Origin of the sequence: Butyrivibrio sp. NC3005 (assembly GCF_000424545.1) — a bacterium.
Taxonomy (GTDB): Bacteria; Bacillota; Clostridia; order Lachnospirales; family Lachnospiraceae; genus Butyrivibrio.
Map to the genome: position 1 here is coordinate 22091 of NZ_KE384207.1, position 15310 is coordinate 37400.

A 15310-nucleotide genomic window follows, 5' to 3' on the forward strand; every position below is an offset into this window, starting at 1 on the left:
ATCATTTACTTACCGGTTTTAAAAATTCCAACTTTTGAAACTAAAAAACTTCTATAAAACAATCTAATCAGCAAGTTACGACAATTCCGCCATCACTTGCATATATAGTACTAACGCCTCTTGTATCAATAACAATAGCTTCTTTAAACGGTGCCTTTGCCATAATAAGATCTTTGACAAGCATTGCTCTTTCGTAACAGTTACAATGAGAAATAATAAGACGTCGATCTTCTGGATTATGACATTCTTTTACCAAAATTTCAGTCATCTTCATAAGAGCTTTACGCATTCCAACGCCCTGTCCTTTCTGAACTATTGAGCCTTTCTCACCAGCACACACAGGTTTGATATTCAAAGTTGTAGCAACAAGAGCCTTCATGCCTGTAAGTCGTCCATTTTTTCTCAAATTCTCAAGACTATCAAGAACAAAATAAGTGAACATATTGTCACGAAATTCATTAATCTTCTCAACGATCTCTTCAAACTCAAGGCCTTCCTCTTCCAGCTCCATAAGCTTAAAAACTATCTGAGTTTCTCCAGAAGAAGCAGATAAAGAATCTACTATATAGACCTTCTTGTCTCCGCCCTCTTCCTCATATATTTCTTTTCCAATAAGAGCACTGTTATAACTTCCACTAAGTTTGGAAGAAAGTGTAACACAAAAAACATGATCTGCATCAGTATCGAAAGCCTGTTTATATCTATCTGGTGATGGACACGCTGTCTTGGCACAGGTTTCTGACTCAGCCATTCTCTTAATAAAATCCTGCTGGTCGAAGTTCTCATCATCCATTATATGATAATCGCCTACCTCTAAAGCAAGTGGAACAAATTCAAATCTTGAATCTCCCCATAAATTGGTTGGAAGTTCACAACAACTATCCATTACAATTTTATAACTCATAAAGCCTCCGCAATACGCATCAAGCTACAATTATAGCTTCTTGCATGTAGTTTTCATTACTACATCTTATCACTTTTTTCTCCATACGTAAAGAACAAGTTAATTCACACTAATTTTTCATAATCCATCTGAAATACATCAAACATCTTGCAAACTGCATTATCCCAGATAGTCTCATAAGATTTATCAAGTGTAAATGTCTTTATGGAAGCACCACTTGTAATAGTAATAACTGATTCACCTGTCTGTATTTCACCAAAACGTATATTTAAAACAAGTGACAAATCATTGGATGTAAGTGCAATATCATGCTTTCTTAGCAGATTATCAACTGCTTCTGGCTTTAAATGAAGGACAAACTTAAATCCAAGAGGAGTTAGATGCCCTTTTATAAGATCAAGACATATTTTCTGCATAGAATCCCATGTAGATAATGGATATTGAATATTATTTTCTTCATCATCACCATAGAATTCTTTGGCAATATGTCCATCAATTGTGAATAGATTATAGGTCTGAATCACAGCTTCTTCCAAAAGAAAAGATGAAAACAGATTTCCTATCAGCATCTTATTCATGAAGACTTTGTTCTGTTTAATCCTCAAACTAATCATACAGTTTACATATTCCCATTCATTTTTAATAATTTAGCAGCCTGATCTGCTGCCTGCAAGGAATCAATAAGCTCGTCCAAATCACCATTTAAAATCTGTTCTATCTTGTGCAGAGTAACTTTAATTCGATGGTCTGTAACTCGTCCCTGAGGAAAATTATATGTCCTAATCTTCTCAGATCTGTCGCCTGTTCCAACCTGACTTCTTCTTAGTTCTGCTTCTGAATCATGCTGTTCCTGCATTTTCATATCATAAAGCTTTGAACGAAGAAGTGCCCATGCCTTATTCTTGTTCTGAAGCTGTGATCTTTCTGTCTGCGAATAAATCACTATTCCTGTCGGAATGTGAGTAAGTCTGACAGCAGAGTCGGTTGTATTAACACCCTGTCCACCATTTCCTGATGCTCTTGTAATGTCCATGCGAACATCTTCCGGTGGAATATCAATTTCAACATCATCTGTAACTTCTGGCATAACAGCAACTGTAGCTGTAGATGTGTGAATTCGTCCGCCTGACTCTGTAACAGGAACTCTTTGAACTCTATGTACTCCGCTTTCGTATTTCAGCTTAGAATAAGCACCTTGTCCTTCTACGATGAAGTTAACACTCTTCATACCGCCAATTCCAATAGTTTCAACATTTATAAGTGATGTTCTATATCCCTTACTCTCAGCATATTTGGTATACATTCTATATAAATCAGCTGCAAACATTGCCGCTTCGTCTCCGCCAACACCGGCTCTTATCTCCAAGATAACGTTTTTCTCGTCATTAGGATCTTTTGGAATAAGGAGTATTCTAAGATTTTGTTCAATTTCAGGTAGCTGATTCTTAAGATTTGATATCTCCTCTTTCAAAAGCATCTTTAATTCTTCATCAGATTCGCTTTCAAGCATCTCAATAGAATCCTCAAGGTCCTTCTTACACTTTTTATATTGCTTGTAACATTCAACAAGAGGAGTAAGACTACTTTGTTCTTTCATAAGACTTGCAAATCTGCCTGCATCCTGAGCCACATTTGGCTCATTTAATTCCATATTTATATCTTCATATTTGTGTAAAATAGCTTCTAATTTGTCAAACATATCAATAATATACGCCTTTCACTACTCTATCATTTCCACCTAAATCTTTTACAACGCATACCTCATGAAATCCTGCATCTTCCATTAGTTTCTTAACAGCCATTCCCTGATCATATCCAATTTCAAACATTAGATATCCGCTTGAAAAAAGTAATTGAGGAGCTTTTTCAACTATTCTTTTATAAAATATAAGACCATCTTCAGCTCCATCTAAAGCCATATAAGGTTCACCGTTTTTAACTTCTTCCGGCAATGTTTCAATAACCTTAGTAGGAATATAGGGAGGATTAGAAACTATCATATCAAAACGCTTATCTGTCTCAGACGGAAAAAGATCAACATTTTCAAACTTTATTCTATCTTCAAGATTAAGAAGAGTGCTGTTGGTTTTTGCAACTTCCAATGCTTTTTTTGAAAGATCTGTAGCTACAGCTGTAGTATCAGGCATATAGTTAAGCAGACTAAGAGCAATGCACCCTGAACCTGTACACAAATCAAGAAAATTCATACCTACAGATAATTCTCTTAATGCTTCTTCAACCAAGGTTTCAGTATCCTGATTTGGCACAAGCACATCACTAGTAACCTTAAAATCGAGTCCCATAAATTCCTGATGACCAACAATATAAGCAAGAGGTTTTCTTGCTGCTCTCTGTTTTACAAAATCATCATACCTATCAATCTCTTCCGTACTTAACAACCTGTCACCATGAATCAGCAATGTATTCATATTGGTATGACAGACTTCTTCGAGTAAAAGCCTTGCATCAAGTTCATATTCTACGACCCCTGCCTCTTTCAAAATACTGCAGGCATTTTCATAAGCTTTTTTGTATTCCATAATTATTTATTCTGCCTCAACATCATCTTCTGAATCAAGTGCCATGTAATCATATCCAAATATATCTTTCTGATATGTTTTCCAATCAAAAATAGCCTCTACAGAAGCAATTCCAACTTCTATCATCGACTCATCTGGCTCTTTTGTTGTAAGTCTCTGAAGCCAAAGTCCAGGAAGTGATAACATTCTAAAAACGGCACTTTCGTTTCTTCCTGCAGCCCTTATAAGTTCATATGAAATACCAGAAACCACAGGTATAAGTACAATTCTATACACTATTCTTATCAAAAATGAATCAGTATGAACAAACATAAACAAAACGATACTGACTATAAGAACAAATAAGATAAAGCTTGTTCCACATCGTTTATGAAAACGTGTAGACTTCTTGACATTGCTAACTGTCAGTGGGAGTCCGCTTTCGATACAGCTAATACATTTATGCTCTGCACCATGATACATAAATAATCTTTTTATATCAGGAATATTAGAAATAGCAATTATGTACGCAAGAAAAATTGCAATACGTATAATTCCCTCAGCAATAGCCTGAAGAGCATGACTTTGCAGATACCTGTTCATCCAGTGTGCAAGACGTTCCGGTAAAACCATAAAAAGACCTACTGCAAGTAATACTGAAATAAGAGTAGTCAAAAAAGAGAAAACTTTCTCACTATTTCCATCAGTTACAGAATCAACTGCTTTATCAACATCTGTCCTATCTTCTTTCTCGTCAACAAAATCAGCCGAATAGTTTAAAGCTTTTGTTCCAATTATGAGAGAATCTATAAAAACAAAAATTCCACGAACAAAAGGAATTCTCAAAAGTTTACTTCCCGAGAACATGCTATGGTATTCTTCAACTTCAGTTTGAATTCTTCCCTGAGGAGTGCGAACAGCTACGGCAAACAAATCCTTGTTGCGCATCATTACACCTTCTAATACAGCCTGTCCTCCAATTCCTGAATAATGGCCCATTTTCTTTTTCTTCATATTCACCTCTCCTAAAAAAAAGGAGATTGAAGCAATCATTACTTCAACCTCCTCTTACGCTATCACGCCAATAAAGCTTATGCTTCAGCCTTAACGCCATACTTCTTATTGAACTTCTCAATACGTCCACGAGCTGATGCAGCCTTCTGCTGACCAGTGTAGAACGGATGGCACTTAGAGCAAATTTCTACGTGGATATCTTCCTGAGTAGATCCTACTGTGAAAGTGTTACCACAGTTGCATGTTACAGTAGCCTGATAGTATTCTGGCTGTACGTCCTTCTTCATTTTTCTCACCTCTCTATACAATCAAGTATTGTGTTTTTCAAAAATAAAAGTGTCATATCTCACAAACAGCTATGTTAGCATAACACATTTTATGCTATAAAGCAAGTATATATTGCGTTTATTTTTTTGCTTTTTCTCGTCTCTGTCGAACAATCTCATATGCTAAAACGCCAGCTGCTACAGATGCATTTAAGGATTCTATTTCACCCTTCATCGGAATGGATGCAATCATATCACATTTTTCTCTAACAAGGCGACTTACTCCAGAACCTTCATTTCCAATTACAAGACCTATAGGACCTGTAAGATCCATGTCATACATTACTTCTCCATCCATGTCAGCACAAGCAAACCATACGCCTCTTTTCTTGAGGTCTTCAATTGTATGTGCTATGTTCGTAACTTTTACAACTGGTGTATAGTTAAGCGCACCTGCAGAAGTTTTGGCAACAGTTGCTGTAAGTCCTACAGCTCTGTTCTTAGGAATAATAACTCCATGAGCACCTGCAACATTAGCACTACGAATGATAGCACCAAGATTATGAGGATCTTCAATATTATCCAGAATGAATATAAATGGAGGTTCATTCTTTTTCTCAGCAAGAGCAAATATATCGTCAATTTCGCTATAATCATATGCAGAAGCATATGCTATTACTCCCTGATGTTTTCCAGTTGCAGATATCTGATCAAGCCTTTCTCTTGAAACAAACTTAATCAAAGCTCCTGTTTTCTTTGCTTCTCTTCTGATTGTCGCAACAGGACCGTCTTCACAACCATCAAGAATAAAAATCTTATCCAAAGTTTTGCCGCTTCGAATAGCCTCTATAACAGCATTTCTACCTTCGATAGTAAGAGAATTTTCATTGTTTTCCATTTCAAAGTTGTCGCTGTTATCCTTTCTTTTATTGGAAAAATCTCTGCGGCCTTTTTCCGATTTCTTAAAATTATTCATTTCAATCTTCCTATTATCTATCTTTATTATCAAGGGAATTAATTCCCAGTTCAATAAGATCCAGTATTCTGGGCATTTCACCCTTTAAGTACAGATAGCCACACAAAGCCTCAAGACCTGTAGCTTTTCTGTAATCAATCACAGATTGATTCTTGGCGCTTGTATGCGACTGGGCATTTCGACCTCTACGATATATATCGGCTTCTTCATCTGTAAGCTTATCAGCAATTGAATCAGCGATATGTGCCTGAGAAGCCGCATTCACATAATGTACCTTCTCTTTATTCAGAATATTAGCTGGTTTATTACACTTTTCTGTTACAATGCTTCTTATAATAAGCTCATAAACACTATCACCTATAAACGCAAGTGTAAGAGGCGAATATGTCCTTATATCCACCTCTTTTATCTCAAAGCGTTTTCTAAGTTCACCAGCCAGATTCAGATTGTTATTTCCTAAATTCAGGCTTTCTTCCATTTCACGCCTTCTCTTGTATCTTCAAGAATAATACCTTTCTCTAAAAGCTCATTACGAATTTCATCAGCTCTTGCAAAATTCTTTGCTTTTCTTGCTGCCTGACGCTCTTCGATAAGCTTTTCAATATCAGCATCTCCAAGTTCCTGAGTTCTCTCAACTGTAATACCGCATACATCTGAAAGTGTGCATATTTCTTTTTTTGCTTTCTCTAAGAATTCTTTGCTGCTTTCTTCGTTTGCTGCGCTGTTAACAAGTCTAACCTGCTCAAAAATGCAGCTAAGAGCATCTGCAGTATTAAAATCGTCGTTCATTACATCGTTGAACTTTTCTCTAATCTGTTCAAGACTCTTTAATACTTCACTTTCTGCATCAGAAAGATTTGATACACGTTCTCCCTTTAACAAAAAGTCAATATTAGATACGCAATTTACGATTCTCTCATAAGATGCTTTTGCAGCTTCCATAAGCTCATCAGAGAAATTAAGAGGACTTCTATAGTGTGCAGACAACATAAAGAGTCTTAATACCATAGGATCATATTTTTCTACGATATCACGTACTGTAAAGAAATTTCCTGCTGACTTGCTCATCTTATGATTATTGATATTAAGGAATGCATTATGCATCCAGTAGTTAGCAAACTCTTTACCAGAGCAAGCCTCAGACTGAGCTATCTCATTTTCATGATGTGGGAAAACAAGATCTTCTCCGCCACCATGAATATCAATCTGCTCACCAAGATATTTCTTACTCATGACAGAGCATTCAATATGCCAACCCGGACGACCATCGCACCAAGGAGATGTCCAAAATGGCTCCCCTTCTTTTTTTGGTTTCCACAAAACAAAATCAAGTGGGTCCTGTTTCTGATCTTCTCCGCTAACTTTAAGAGCACGCTCACCACTTCTTAAATCATCAAGATTTTTGTGAGAGAGTTTACCATAATCCTTGAATTTTCTTGTTGAAAAATAAACAGTTCCATCAGCAGCAACGTAGGCATAACCTTTTTCAATAAGTGTGCTGATCATATCAATCATTCCATCAATTTCTTCAGTTGCCTTCGGATTAATAGTAGCAGGCATAACATTAAGAGATGCCATATCCTTAAGACATTCCTCGATATAACGCTTAGAAATAACTTCAGAATCAACGCCTTCTTCAATTGCTTTCTTTATAATCTTATCATCAACATCTGTAAAATTTGATACATAATTTACTTCATATCCACTATATAACAGAAAACGTCTTACTGTATCAAAAAAAATCATAGGACGGGCATTGCCTATATGAATAAAATTATAAACAGTCGGGCCGCAGACATACATGCGGACTTTTCCTGGTTCTAATGTTTTAAACTCTTCAAGTTTTTTAGTTTTAGTATTATAAATCTGCATAAAACTTCTCTCCCATATATTTTTTATTGGCGATGTGCGCATCCGCAACCTGCTTCATTCATATTAAAGGTTGCATTACGTGAAAAGGCATCTCTTGGTGTTGTCAAAAGACAAATAGCCTGTGATGAAATTCCTTCACCCGCTCCAGTAAAACCAAGTCCTTCCTCTGTTGTTGCCTTCACACTCACCTGTGAAATATCTATTCCTAGAGCCTTGGCAATATTTTCCCTCATAGTATCAATATAAGGTCTCATCTTAGGTCTCTGAGCTATAATAGTTGCATCAATATTTTCAATCAAGAATCTTTCTTCGTCAAGCCTTTTTCCAACTTCTTCTAAAAGCTTTATAGAATCAGCGCCTTCATATTCAGGATCTGTATCAGGAAAAAGCTTTCCGATATCTCCAAGTGCTGCTGCGCCAAGAAGTGCATCCATAATAGCGTGAAGAAGAACATCTGCGTCAGAATGGCCATCAAGACCTTTTTCATAAGGAATATCAACTCCTCCTATTATAAGCTTTCTGCCTTCTGTTAATCTGTGAACATCATATCCCATTCCAATATGCATAATCGTCTCCAATTTCTTAATAATATAATTTTTATTTCCAATATAGTAGCACAAGTTGAACTACAAAAGCCGCCAGGCAAGCTCCCGCTGCAACTTTCAATAAACTCTTTTTACAATAAGCAAGAAAAAGAGCTGAAATTAGTCCTGCCATGGAAGATACAAAGTAAAGTCCCTCAGTCTTGAGTATTGCAGGAAAAGTCATGGCTGACAAGGTTGCAAAGGGTACATAGTATAAAAACGAACGAATCCATTTACTCTTTATCTCACCTCTTATAAGTGTAAGAGGAAGTACTCTAATAAGGTAGGTAACAAGTGCCATTACCATGATGTAAATATAGATATTTCTCATTTTTCATCACCTTCCAGTCTAGGCGCCACTGTAGCTGCTATCATACTCACTACAACAGTTATTATAATAATACGAAAGCCCGAAGAAAGCCTGCTTACTATAGGAGCATAAGTCATAAAAAAAGACATCCCCATAGCTCCAAGAACAGTTCCCAGCACTGCCCTGCTTTCTTTTGCAGGTGGAATTATTATAGCTATAAACATACCATAAATTGCAAGACCTAAACAACTAATAACTATTGCAGGGAGAATCTTTCCAGCAGATGCCCCTAGAAAAGTTCCGAGAATCCATCCAGATACTGAAATAGTAATGAGTCCATAAGAGTAAGAAGGTTTCAACTTTCCATGCCTTAGAACACTTAATGCGAATATCTCATCTGTCACTCCATACGCAATTAGGCATCTGTGTAGTATGCCCACTTCCTTTCCCAGTTTCTGAGTAAGTGCTGTAGACATCAATAAATACCTTATATTTATGATAAACTGCAAAAAAGCCAGTTCAAATAAAGAAACCTGATTTTTGATAGAATCAAGTGATGCAAACTGCCCCGCACTTGTAACATTCGTCAAAGACATAAACACCGCTTGAATTACATTTAAACCTTTTTCACTAGCTGCAATACCAAACGCAAACGAGACAGCTAAATATCCCGTAAAAATAGGTATTCCATGCTTAATCCCCTCTTTGTATTCCTGTACCGACTGCATATCTGCCTCACTTTGCATTAAAAACTTGTTCTAACGCATCTGTTATTTTTTCTCTAGATGCATCTGTTACCTTTCCCTGAGCCATCTTAAGGCTTCCTCCGCCCTTTATATCGAGATACTCTCCAAGTTTTTTGAAAGCTGCAAGACAATCTTTTTGACTGCTGCCTATAACAACTTTATAATCTTTGTCTTCACCAACAAGCACTATGCAGTAACCACTACTTTTTTCCTGAAAAAGATTAATCATGTACTGAGCAGATTTCATATCTAAATCTTTTTCAAAGAAATAAATATACTCTGTATCAACAGGCAGAGCGTCTATTTTCTGTCTGATTTGATTCATTTTAAAATTTTTAAGTTCGGCGCCAAGTTCCATATTTTCTTTAGAAAGTTGATCAAACTTTGCTGGAATTTCGCTGATGGATGTTGTCATCTTGTCGGCAAGTGCCTTCAACATATCATGTTCATATAAGAAACTATTAAGAGCTCTTTTTCCAGCTTCAATGGTAATTCTGACACCCTTCTTGTAATTTTGTCTATTTATTACCTTAAGAAGACCAATTTCTCCAGTTCTATGAACATGAGGAGCACAACAGGCACAAACATCAACGCCTTCTATAGTGACAATCCTTACTGCGCCATCAATTTCTTTTTTGCTTCTATATTCAAGTTTCTCAAGTTCTTCTTTATCCGGGAAAAAAACTTTAATTTCCACATTGGAAGTGATGACTTTATTTACTTTTTCTTCTATTTTTCTAACCTGTTCATCAGTAAGAACTCCATTAAAATCCATAGTTACTATGTGGTCGCTTAAATGAAACCCAACATTATCTAACCCAAAATCATTATGAACAATACCTGAAAAGATATGTTCTGCAGAATGCTGCTGCATGTTATCAAAACGATGCTCAAAATCAACCCTGCCAGTTACTTTGCTTCCGATTTCGATAGGTTTTTCAACGAAGTGATCAATTATTTCACCTTCATCAGACTTTCTTATCTGAACATCGGTTAGCATAACATTATCAATTGTTCCATAATCCGGAGTTTGTCCGCCTTCTTCCGGAAAAAAACAGGTTCTATCTAAATGTATAATATAATTTCCTTCATGCTTCTTGTCATCTGCTTTCTCGCAAGAAAGAACGACAGCTTCAAATTCGGATTGGTATGCATCTAAATCATATAATTTAAGTGTTGGACTCATTTTTCCTCTTTTCTTTTTGAGATTAGTAATTGTTCAAACTTCTTTATAAAAATTGTTGTGCATTAGCAATTTAAATGAAAATAAAATCCTTCAAAATACCGAAACTTTCTCTAAGCAAATTGTTAGGAAGATAAGCTGGGTGAGCAGGCGCTGCTATTCCGCAAATGTTTGCCTTTGTAACTTTTTTTGCTATATATACACCTCTAAATACATGAAAATTATTAGTTATTATTCCTATTCGTATTTTCCTTAGCTCTTCTTCTGGTGCTTTTGAAAGTCCCATTTGTTTCAATGCACCTCTAACATTTTCCCTGGTATTAACTGACTTATTTTCAACAATTATTCTACCTGCAGGAATTCCTTTCTTAAGAAGATAATCTCTTCCCCCTTCACCTTCTGCAACTGGCTCGTTGAATCCTTTTCCACCTGTAAGGACACAAATTGTATTCTCGTTTTCTATAAGGTATTGATAAGCTTCATCAAGTCTTTCTCTATAAACATAGCTTGGTCCGTAGCTTTTCATCTGTGCTCCAAGGACAATTATATAATCAAGATTTTTGTCAGCTTTATCGAAAAAATCACTGATTATAAGCCCCTGGCAGACCATGATAACCAAAGCAAAAATTGTCAACAAAGAAAGCGCCACTTTCCTTATCCATTTTGGAATAGAATTCCACTTATCTTTTTTTACAAGTAGGAATAATGTACCAAAAACAGCAGACAAAAAAAGCCACATTGCAAACGAAAAAGTTCCGCTTCCTACTGCAAAAATAACAATTGAATATACAAAAAATAAAAACGTAAAAAACAATAAAACACCTGATAAAACTTTTTTCTTCATTTAAAATCCCCTTTTATTTATGATACTGCGCTCATATGAATGATTTTAGCAAACTCAAGATCCTGCTCACTTTCTGATGCAATGAGAAAAGGTCTGCTTCCTCTATTTTTATGGATGTATTCCAAAGCTTTTTTCCTCTCTTTTTCATCCATACCTTCAAATGGTTCATCAAAAACTATAAAATCATCCGAAGCAAAAAAAGCTTTTACAATTTCAACTTCCCTTCTCTCTGCCATAGTAAGCTCAGATACAGGAAGATTCATCCTTTCTTCTGACATAAAAAAGGATAATTCTTCCATAGCTCTTTGTTTACTCCCCCATCTATGAGCTTTTTTAACGTTCCAGATAGCAGACTTTTTAGGATTCAATCTGCCTTCCTGAGAAACATAAGCACTATGAAGTGTAGGATATTTGTAATCTCCCATTCTATGCACTTGTCCACTGTCTGGCTTCACATCTCCCATGAAAACCTTTAGAACAGTTGATTTGCCGCACCCTTTAGGTCCCACAAAAGCATAACACTTGTCCCACTCTATTTCTACGTTAAAGTCTTTCAGTGCATATCTTCCGTCATACTGCTTTGTAATATTGTCTAAAATAATTGTCATTTAATCCCCCTTGTTTTTTTATAAGAAAAAACTAACAAATAAAGGTACCGCCACAACAGTTATTATTCCCGCTACACAAATAGACAATGAACTCATCGTTCCCTCTACTTCTCCAAGTTCAAGAGCCTTAGCTGTTCCTATAGCATGCGCTGATGTTCCGAGTGCAAGACCTCTTGCTATTGGATGTTTTATATGGAAAACTTTAAAAATCATTTCTGCAATCATATTGCCAAAAATGCCTGTAATAATAATAGCTGCAACTGTTAAGGCGATTATTCCACCTGCTTCCTGCGCAACTCCCATTCCTATTGCAGTTGTAATAGACTTAGGAAGAAGTGTAACAATATATTCTTTGGTCAAACCAAAAATCTTCCCCATTACAAATATACTCACAACCGAGCATATAACCCCAGAGGTAATAGATACCATAATAAGACCAATGTTTTCTTTTAAAAGTTTTCTTTGTCTGTACATCGGAATTGCAAGACATACAGTTGCTGGTGTTAGCAAATAGCTCAAAAAATCCGCACTTGCATTGTAATCTTCATAAGATATATTAAAAATAACAAGTATCGCTATAATTATCGTCGAAGAAACGAGCAAGGGATTAAAAACAGCAAGTTTAAAACGTGCCTTTAAACGAACAGCTATCAAAAAAACAAATATACTTAATATCAAACCAAAATAATTAGAATTACTAACAACGTCATTCATTTTAAAATTACACTTCTTTCTTTTCTTTTTTTTCTTTTACAATCTCTGCATAACCATTTGAACCATCCATTTCTCCATTAGGACTAAGAGGACGACGTCCAATACCAAATGTTTCATGAGGTTCAAGTGAAATTTCCTCATCGTTTAATGCTTCAAATACCTGCTGTTTTTTCTCTTTTCTTCTAAGAATAAACTGTGATATACTTCCGGTTGCTGCCATTACCATTGCTGTAGATAACACTACTATTATGATATATGGAACAAGAACAGGTCTAAGATCACTTACAGCTGTCATAATCTTAACAGCTGCAGGAATGAACATCATAGTCATGGTATCGAGTAGAATATTACCTGCGCCTTCTACATCTTCCAGCTTTACTATCTTGAGGGAAAGTGCCAAATACATCAAAATCATTCCATAAACACCTGCTGGTATTGGCAAATGCAAGGTTACATTCAGCACTTCTCCTAAAAATGTAAACGCAATTATCCACATGACTTCTTTTACATACTTCATTTTTCTTTTCCTCGTACTTCAATAACAAAAACTATCTTAGTTTTTTGCTTTTTCAACACCCATGTTTTCCATTATAAAACCAAATTTGAATTTATGGAGATTTTTTTATAAAAAAAGAAGAGGCAGTTTATATACCACCTCTTCAAATCATCTGTCAGTATTAAATTTCACAAAGCAAACATCATATAAAATGACTGTTTATAAGCAAAACAATACAAATATTATAATCAATCAGCATTAAGCGGAAGCTTGGAAAGAGTATCCTGAATCTTCTCTCTAACTTCATCCCACTCCATATCTAATGAATATGCAAGCTCAGAATACAATAACTTCTCAGCTATTCCAAGATACTTTTCATCCATGGATGCAAACTTCTTGCCTTCCATAGCACGTACCACTTTGATATGATAAAGTGTCTTGATGAGACTTATCATCTCATCTGCCTCATTTCTCTTGCATACACCAGAAATAACAATTTCAGCCTTTTTACCAACCGGAAGGTCAATCATGTCAATTTCATGAAGAGAATCCATCATCTCAAGAGCATCCTCTGCTGAAATAACATCTCTCATCTTATCATCCGCACCATCAATAGGCACATACAATACGCCTCCACGATCAATGACTGATACCATCTGATAATACATCTTGTCACTTCCCTTTGGAAGGAAAGAAGGCACTAACATATCATCAACCTTACACAGTCCATGGTTTCCGTAAACAGCAACATCTCCCTTGTTAAGCATTTCCACCTCTCTTTACAACCATCCATTCACTACCACTGTCAAAATCCGTCCCCACAGACCGACAGTTCTTTTACAAAGCACTTTAGTTAAACGTTTTCGCAACTTTGCAAAAAAAATGGCTCACAAGGATGAACTGTGAGTCACCGTTCGTACTTTGATTATAACACACATATTACTAAAATGTAATACTTTTAGATACGGAATTTTGAAATAAATTTTCATCCCCTGATTTATCGGCATTTTGTATAAAAAATATTTATATATGTTTTTTTCTAATAATCCGTGTCACTCTTCTGTAGTAAATTGATAAACTCATACAGCGACATTTTATTGAAATGCTCCGTTTGATGCTTTTTTAGCATTGCATTATAGGATTCTCTAACTGTATGGTTCCATTCAAAGCCAAGGCTTGTCATTAATTGTTTAGAACGCTCATTTCCATCAGCATAACAGCACCACAATTGTGCAAATTGATGATTACAAAATCCGTAACAAATTACTTTCCAGGCCGCTTCTTTTGCTAAACCTTTGCCCCAAAAAGGCACTCCTATCCAATATCCAAGCTCTGCTTCATTTTCTTTTATACCACGAGATTTTATAGGTCCTAATGTAAGACTTATATTCCCAATAGGTGTATTCTCCAAGGCATCTAGATTATACTTTGCCAAAGTGCCTTTCTTGGGAACTATAGCAAAATTATTCTTTTTACTGTAAATCATCCTTATGATAGTCAAACTATAAGAAAGACTCTGGTGAGGCAGCCATCCTGCATTGAAACCAATTCTAGGATCAGAAGCCAAGGAATACAAAGAAGGCGCATCTTCTTCTATCCATGGTCTTAAAATAAGCCGATCAGTTTCTAAAATGACTTTTTCACCAGAGTCTATCATCTATTCACCACAATTATCATCAGTTATTAAATATTTGATCCTTTATGTCTAAACAAGCTGTCCGAACCGCTTCCTGCAATAGCGTCCTTAATATATTCAAGAATTATTGCCGAATATGCCTGTTTTCCATTCTTTGTATAATTCTTGTCAAATGATACAAATTCTCCATTTTCAAAGCAAATGAGCATTGCGCCTTCACCTCTTCTTACAATGTATTCAGTACCATTTGTTCCTTCTGCCTTAGTATATTCATAATCATTTTCAACCAAAAATCCGTCTATATCCTGAAGATAGTCATCTGTTGATACCTGTACATTCTCTCCTTCCATAGTCAATACCTCCTCTGTATTGTCTGGTGTATAGCTTTCAGCAGCACCAATATCCCCTGCTGCCTCATTTTCAGTTGGTATCTCAATTGAATCTGTTACTTCTTCGTTTACTATAGGCTCTTCTGGTATTGAGTCTTCTATAATAATTTCATCTTCAGCTAGTGCTGTTTCAGGTTCTGTAATTGCCATTGCTGGTTCTTCCAAGGCCATTTCAGGCATCTCTGGCATTTCTGCAAGTACCGGCTCTTCTGCCATTGCTGGCTCTTCTAACGCTATTTCAGGTTCTGG

20 protein-coding genes are annotated in these 15310 nt (G+C 36.0%); all 20 read right to left on the reverse strand.

Annotation, left to right across the window (positions count from 1 at the left end; translation table 11 throughout):
• Positions 1 to 67: 67 nt before the first annotated feature.
• On the reverse strand, positions 68 to 904 hold the full coding sequence (locus tag G634_RS0116105) for a DegV family protein (RefSeq protein ID WP_026506127.1): 837 nt from the start codon (positions 902 to 904) through the stop codon (positions 68 to 70).
• Between the two features lie 104 nt (positions 905 to 1008).
• Positions 1009 to 1518, reverse strand: a complete 510-nt coding sequence (locus G634_RS0116110) for a DUF5721 family protein (protein WP_026506128.1) — start codon at positions 1516 to 1518, stop codon at positions 1009 to 1011.
• 5 nt (positions 1519 to 1523) lie between these two features.
• The gene (prfA, locus tag G634_RS0116115) at positions 1524 to 2603 is read right to left on the reverse strand and encodes a peptide chain release factor 1 (RefSeq protein ID WP_026506129.1); all 1080 of its coding nucleotides are present in this window, start codon (positions 2601 to 2603) and stop codon (positions 1524 to 1526) included.
• 1 nt (position 2604) lies between these two features.
• Complete coding sequence (gene prmC, locus G634_RS0116120; protein ID WP_026506130.1) at positions 2605 to 3444, reverse strand: peptide chain release factor N(5)-glutamine methyltransferase; 840 nt, start codon at positions 3442 to 3444, stop codon at positions 2605 to 2607.
• A 6-nt stretch (positions 3445 to 3450) separates the two neighbouring features.
• Positions 3451 to 4437, reverse strand: coding sequence for a DUF1385 domain-containing protein (locus G634_RS0116125; protein ID WP_026506131.1), 987 nt, complete (start codon positions 4435 to 4437; stop codon positions 3451 to 3453).
• A 77-nt stretch (positions 4438 to 4514) separates the two neighbouring features.
• On the reverse strand, positions 4515 to 4724 hold the full coding sequence (rpmE, locus tag G634_RS0116130; RefSeq protein ID WP_026506132.1) for a 50S ribosomal protein L31: 210 nt from the start codon (positions 4722 to 4724) through the stop codon (positions 4515 to 4517).
• A gap of 118 nt (positions 4725 to 4842) precedes the next feature.
• On the reverse strand, positions 4843 to 5601 hold the full coding sequence (gene rlmB, locus G634_RS0116135; RefSeq protein ID WP_026506133.1) for a 23S rRNA (guanosine(2251)-2'-O)-methyltransferase RlmB: 759 nt from the start codon (positions 5599 to 5601) through the stop codon (positions 4843 to 4845).
• Between the two features lie 91 nt (positions 5602 to 5692).
• Positions 5693 to 6157 (reverse strand): Mini-ribonuclease 3, encoded by a 465-nt coding sequence (locus tag G634_RS0116140; RefSeq protein WP_051234188.1) that lies wholly within the window; start codon positions 6155 to 6157, stop codon positions 5693 to 5695.
• On the reverse strand, positions 6142 to 7551 hold the full coding sequence (gene cysS, locus G634_RS0116145) for a cysteine--tRNA ligase (RefSeq protein WP_026506135.1): 1410 nt from the start codon (positions 7549 to 7551) through the stop codon (positions 6142 to 6144). Before cysS ends, G634_RS0116140 begins: the two co-directional genes overlap by 16 nt.
• A 23-nt stretch (positions 7552 to 7574) precedes the next feature.
• On the reverse strand, positions 7575 to 8117 hold the full coding sequence (ispF, locus tag G634_RS0116150) for a 2-C-methyl-D-erythritol 2,4-cyclodiphosphate synthase (protein WP_026506136.1): 543 nt from the start codon (positions 8115 to 8117) through the stop codon (positions 7575 to 7577).
• A 31-nt stretch (positions 8118 to 8148) separates the two neighbouring features.
• The gene (locus G634_RS0116155; RefSeq protein ID WP_026506137.1) at positions 8149 to 8466 is read right to left on the reverse strand and encodes an AzlD domain-containing protein; all 318 of its coding nucleotides are present in this window, start codon (positions 8464 to 8466) and stop codon (positions 8149 to 8151) included.
• Positions 8463 to 9173: an AzlC family ABC transporter permease gene (locus G634_RS0116160; protein WP_026506138.1), complete on the reverse strand. Its 711-nt coding sequence runs from the start codon at positions 9171 to 9173 to the stop codon at positions 8463 to 8465. The genes G634_RS0116155 and G634_RS0116160 overlap by 4 nt, the downstream gene beginning before the upstream one ends.
• Before the next feature lie 7 nt (positions 9174 to 9180).
• Complete coding sequence (locus tag G634_RS0116165; protein ID WP_026506139.1) at positions 9181 to 10377, reverse strand: alanyl-tRNA editing protein; 1197 nt, start codon at positions 10375 to 10377, stop codon at positions 9181 to 9183.
• Positions 10378 to 10447: 70 nt separating this feature from the next.
• Positions 10448 to 11218, reverse strand: coding sequence for a YdcF family protein (locus G634_RS0116170; protein ID WP_051234189.1), 771 nt, complete (start codon positions 11216 to 11218; stop codon positions 10448 to 10450).
• A 17-nt stretch (positions 11219 to 11235) separates the two neighbouring features.
• Positions 11236 to 11826 (reverse strand): ATP-binding cassette domain-containing protein, encoded by a 591-nt coding sequence (locus G634_RS0116175; protein WP_026506141.1) that lies wholly within the window; start codon positions 11824 to 11826, stop codon positions 11236 to 11238.
• Positions 11827 to 11844: 18 nt separating this feature from the next.
• A complete protein-coding gene (locus G634_RS0116180; RefSeq protein ID WP_026506142.1) occupies positions 11845 to 12540 on the reverse strand; it encodes an LrgB family protein in 696 nt (231 codons plus the stop codon).
• Between the two features lie 7 nt (positions 12541 to 12547).
• Positions 12548 to 13057: a CidA/LrgA family protein gene (locus G634_RS19720; RefSeq protein WP_081676685.1), complete on the reverse strand. Its 510-nt coding sequence runs from the start codon at positions 13055 to 13057 to the stop codon at positions 12548 to 12550.
• Positions 13058 to 13284: 227 nt separating this feature from the next.
• Positions 13285 to 13803, reverse strand: coding sequence for a CarD family transcriptional regulator (locus G634_RS0116190; protein ID WP_026506143.1), 519 nt, complete (start codon positions 13801 to 13803; stop codon positions 13285 to 13287).
• A 272-nt stretch (positions 13804 to 14075) separates the two neighbouring features.
• Positions 14076 to 14693, reverse strand: coding sequence for a GNAT family N-acetyltransferase (locus G634_RS19725; RefSeq protein ID WP_035800540.1), 618 nt, complete (start codon positions 14691 to 14693; stop codon positions 14076 to 14078).
• Between the two features lie 26 nt (positions 14694 to 14719).
• Positions 14720 to 15310 (reverse strand): hypothetical protein (locus G634_RS0116200; RefSeq protein WP_026506144.1); only part of this gene is annotated, 591 nt, incomplete at its 5' end.

Excerpts from the sequence above, each read along its gene's own strand:
- G634_RS0116155 (WP_026506137.1), bottom strand. The coding sequence starts at position 8,466 with ATGAGAAATATCTATATTTACATCATGGTAATGGCACTTGTTACCTAC.
- G634_RS0116110 (WP_026506128.1), bottom strand. The coding sequence starts at position 1,518 with ATGATTAGTTTGAGGATTAAACAGAACAAAGTCTTCATGAATAAGATG.
- G634_RS19725 (WP_035800540.1), bottom strand. The coding sequence starts at position 14,693 with ATGATAGACTCTGGTGAAAAAGTCATTTTAGAAACTGATCGGCTTATT.
- rpmE (WP_026506132.1), bottom strand. The coding sequence starts at position 4,724 with ATGAAGAAGGACGTACAGCCAGAATACTATCAGGCTACTGTAACATGC.
- G634_RS0116175 (WP_026506141.1), bottom strand. The coding sequence starts at position 11,826 with ATGACAATTATTTTAGACAATATTACAAAGCAGTATGACGGAAGATAT.
- G634_RS19720 (WP_081676685.1), bottom strand. The coding sequence starts at position 13,057 with ATGAAGTATGTAAAAGAAGTCATGTGGATAATTGCGTTTACATTTTTA.
- G634_RS0116105 (WP_026506127.1), bottom strand. The coding sequence starts at position 904 with ATGAGTTATAAAATTGTAATGGATAGTTGTTGTGAACTTCCAACCAAT.
- G634_RS0116160 (WP_026506138.1), bottom strand. The coding sequence starts at position 9,173 with ATGCAGTCGGTACAGGAATACAAAGAGGGGATTAAGCATGGAATACCT.
- G634_RS0116190 (WP_026506143.1), bottom strand. The coding sequence starts at position 13,803 with ATGCTTAACAAGGGAGATGTTGCTGTTTACGGAAACCATGGACTGTGT.
- prfA (WP_026506129.1), bottom strand. The coding sequence starts at position 2,603 with ATGTTTGACAAATTAGAAGCTATTTTACACAAATATGAAGATATAAAT.
- prmC (WP_026506130.1), bottom strand. The coding sequence starts at position 3,444 with ATGGAATACAAAAAAGCTTATGAAAATGCCTGCAGTATTTTGAAAGAG.
- rlmB (WP_026506133.1), bottom strand. The coding sequence starts at position 5,601 with ATGGAAAACAATGAAAATTCTCTTACTATCGAAGGTAGAAATGCTGTT.
- ispF (WP_026506136.1), bottom strand. The coding sequence starts at position 8,117 with ATGCATATTGGAATGGGATATGATGTTCACAGATTAACAGAAGGCAGA.
- G634_RS0116170 (WP_051234189.1), bottom strand. The coding sequence starts at position 11,218 with ATGAAGAAAAAAGTTTTATCAGGTGTTTTATTGTTTTTTACGTTTTTA.
- cysS (WP_026506135.1), bottom strand. The coding sequence starts at position 7,551 with ATGCAGATTTATAATACTAAAACTAAAAAACTTGAAGAGTTTAAAACA.
- G634_RS0116140 (WP_051234188.1), bottom strand. The coding sequence starts at position 6,157 with ATGGAAGAAAGCCTGAATTTAGGAAATAACAATCTGAATCTGGCTGGT.
- G634_RS0116165 (WP_026506139.1), bottom strand. The coding sequence starts at position 10,377 with ATGAGTCCAACACTTAAATTATATGATTTAGATGCATACCAATCCGAA.
- G634_RS0116180 (WP_026506142.1), bottom strand. The coding sequence starts at position 12,540 with ATGAATGACGTTGTTAGTAATTCTAATTATTTTGGTTTGATATTAAGT.
- G634_RS0116125 (WP_026506131.1), bottom strand. The coding sequence starts at position 4,437 with ATGAAGAAAAAGAAAATGGGCCATTATTCAGGAATTGGAGGACAGGCT.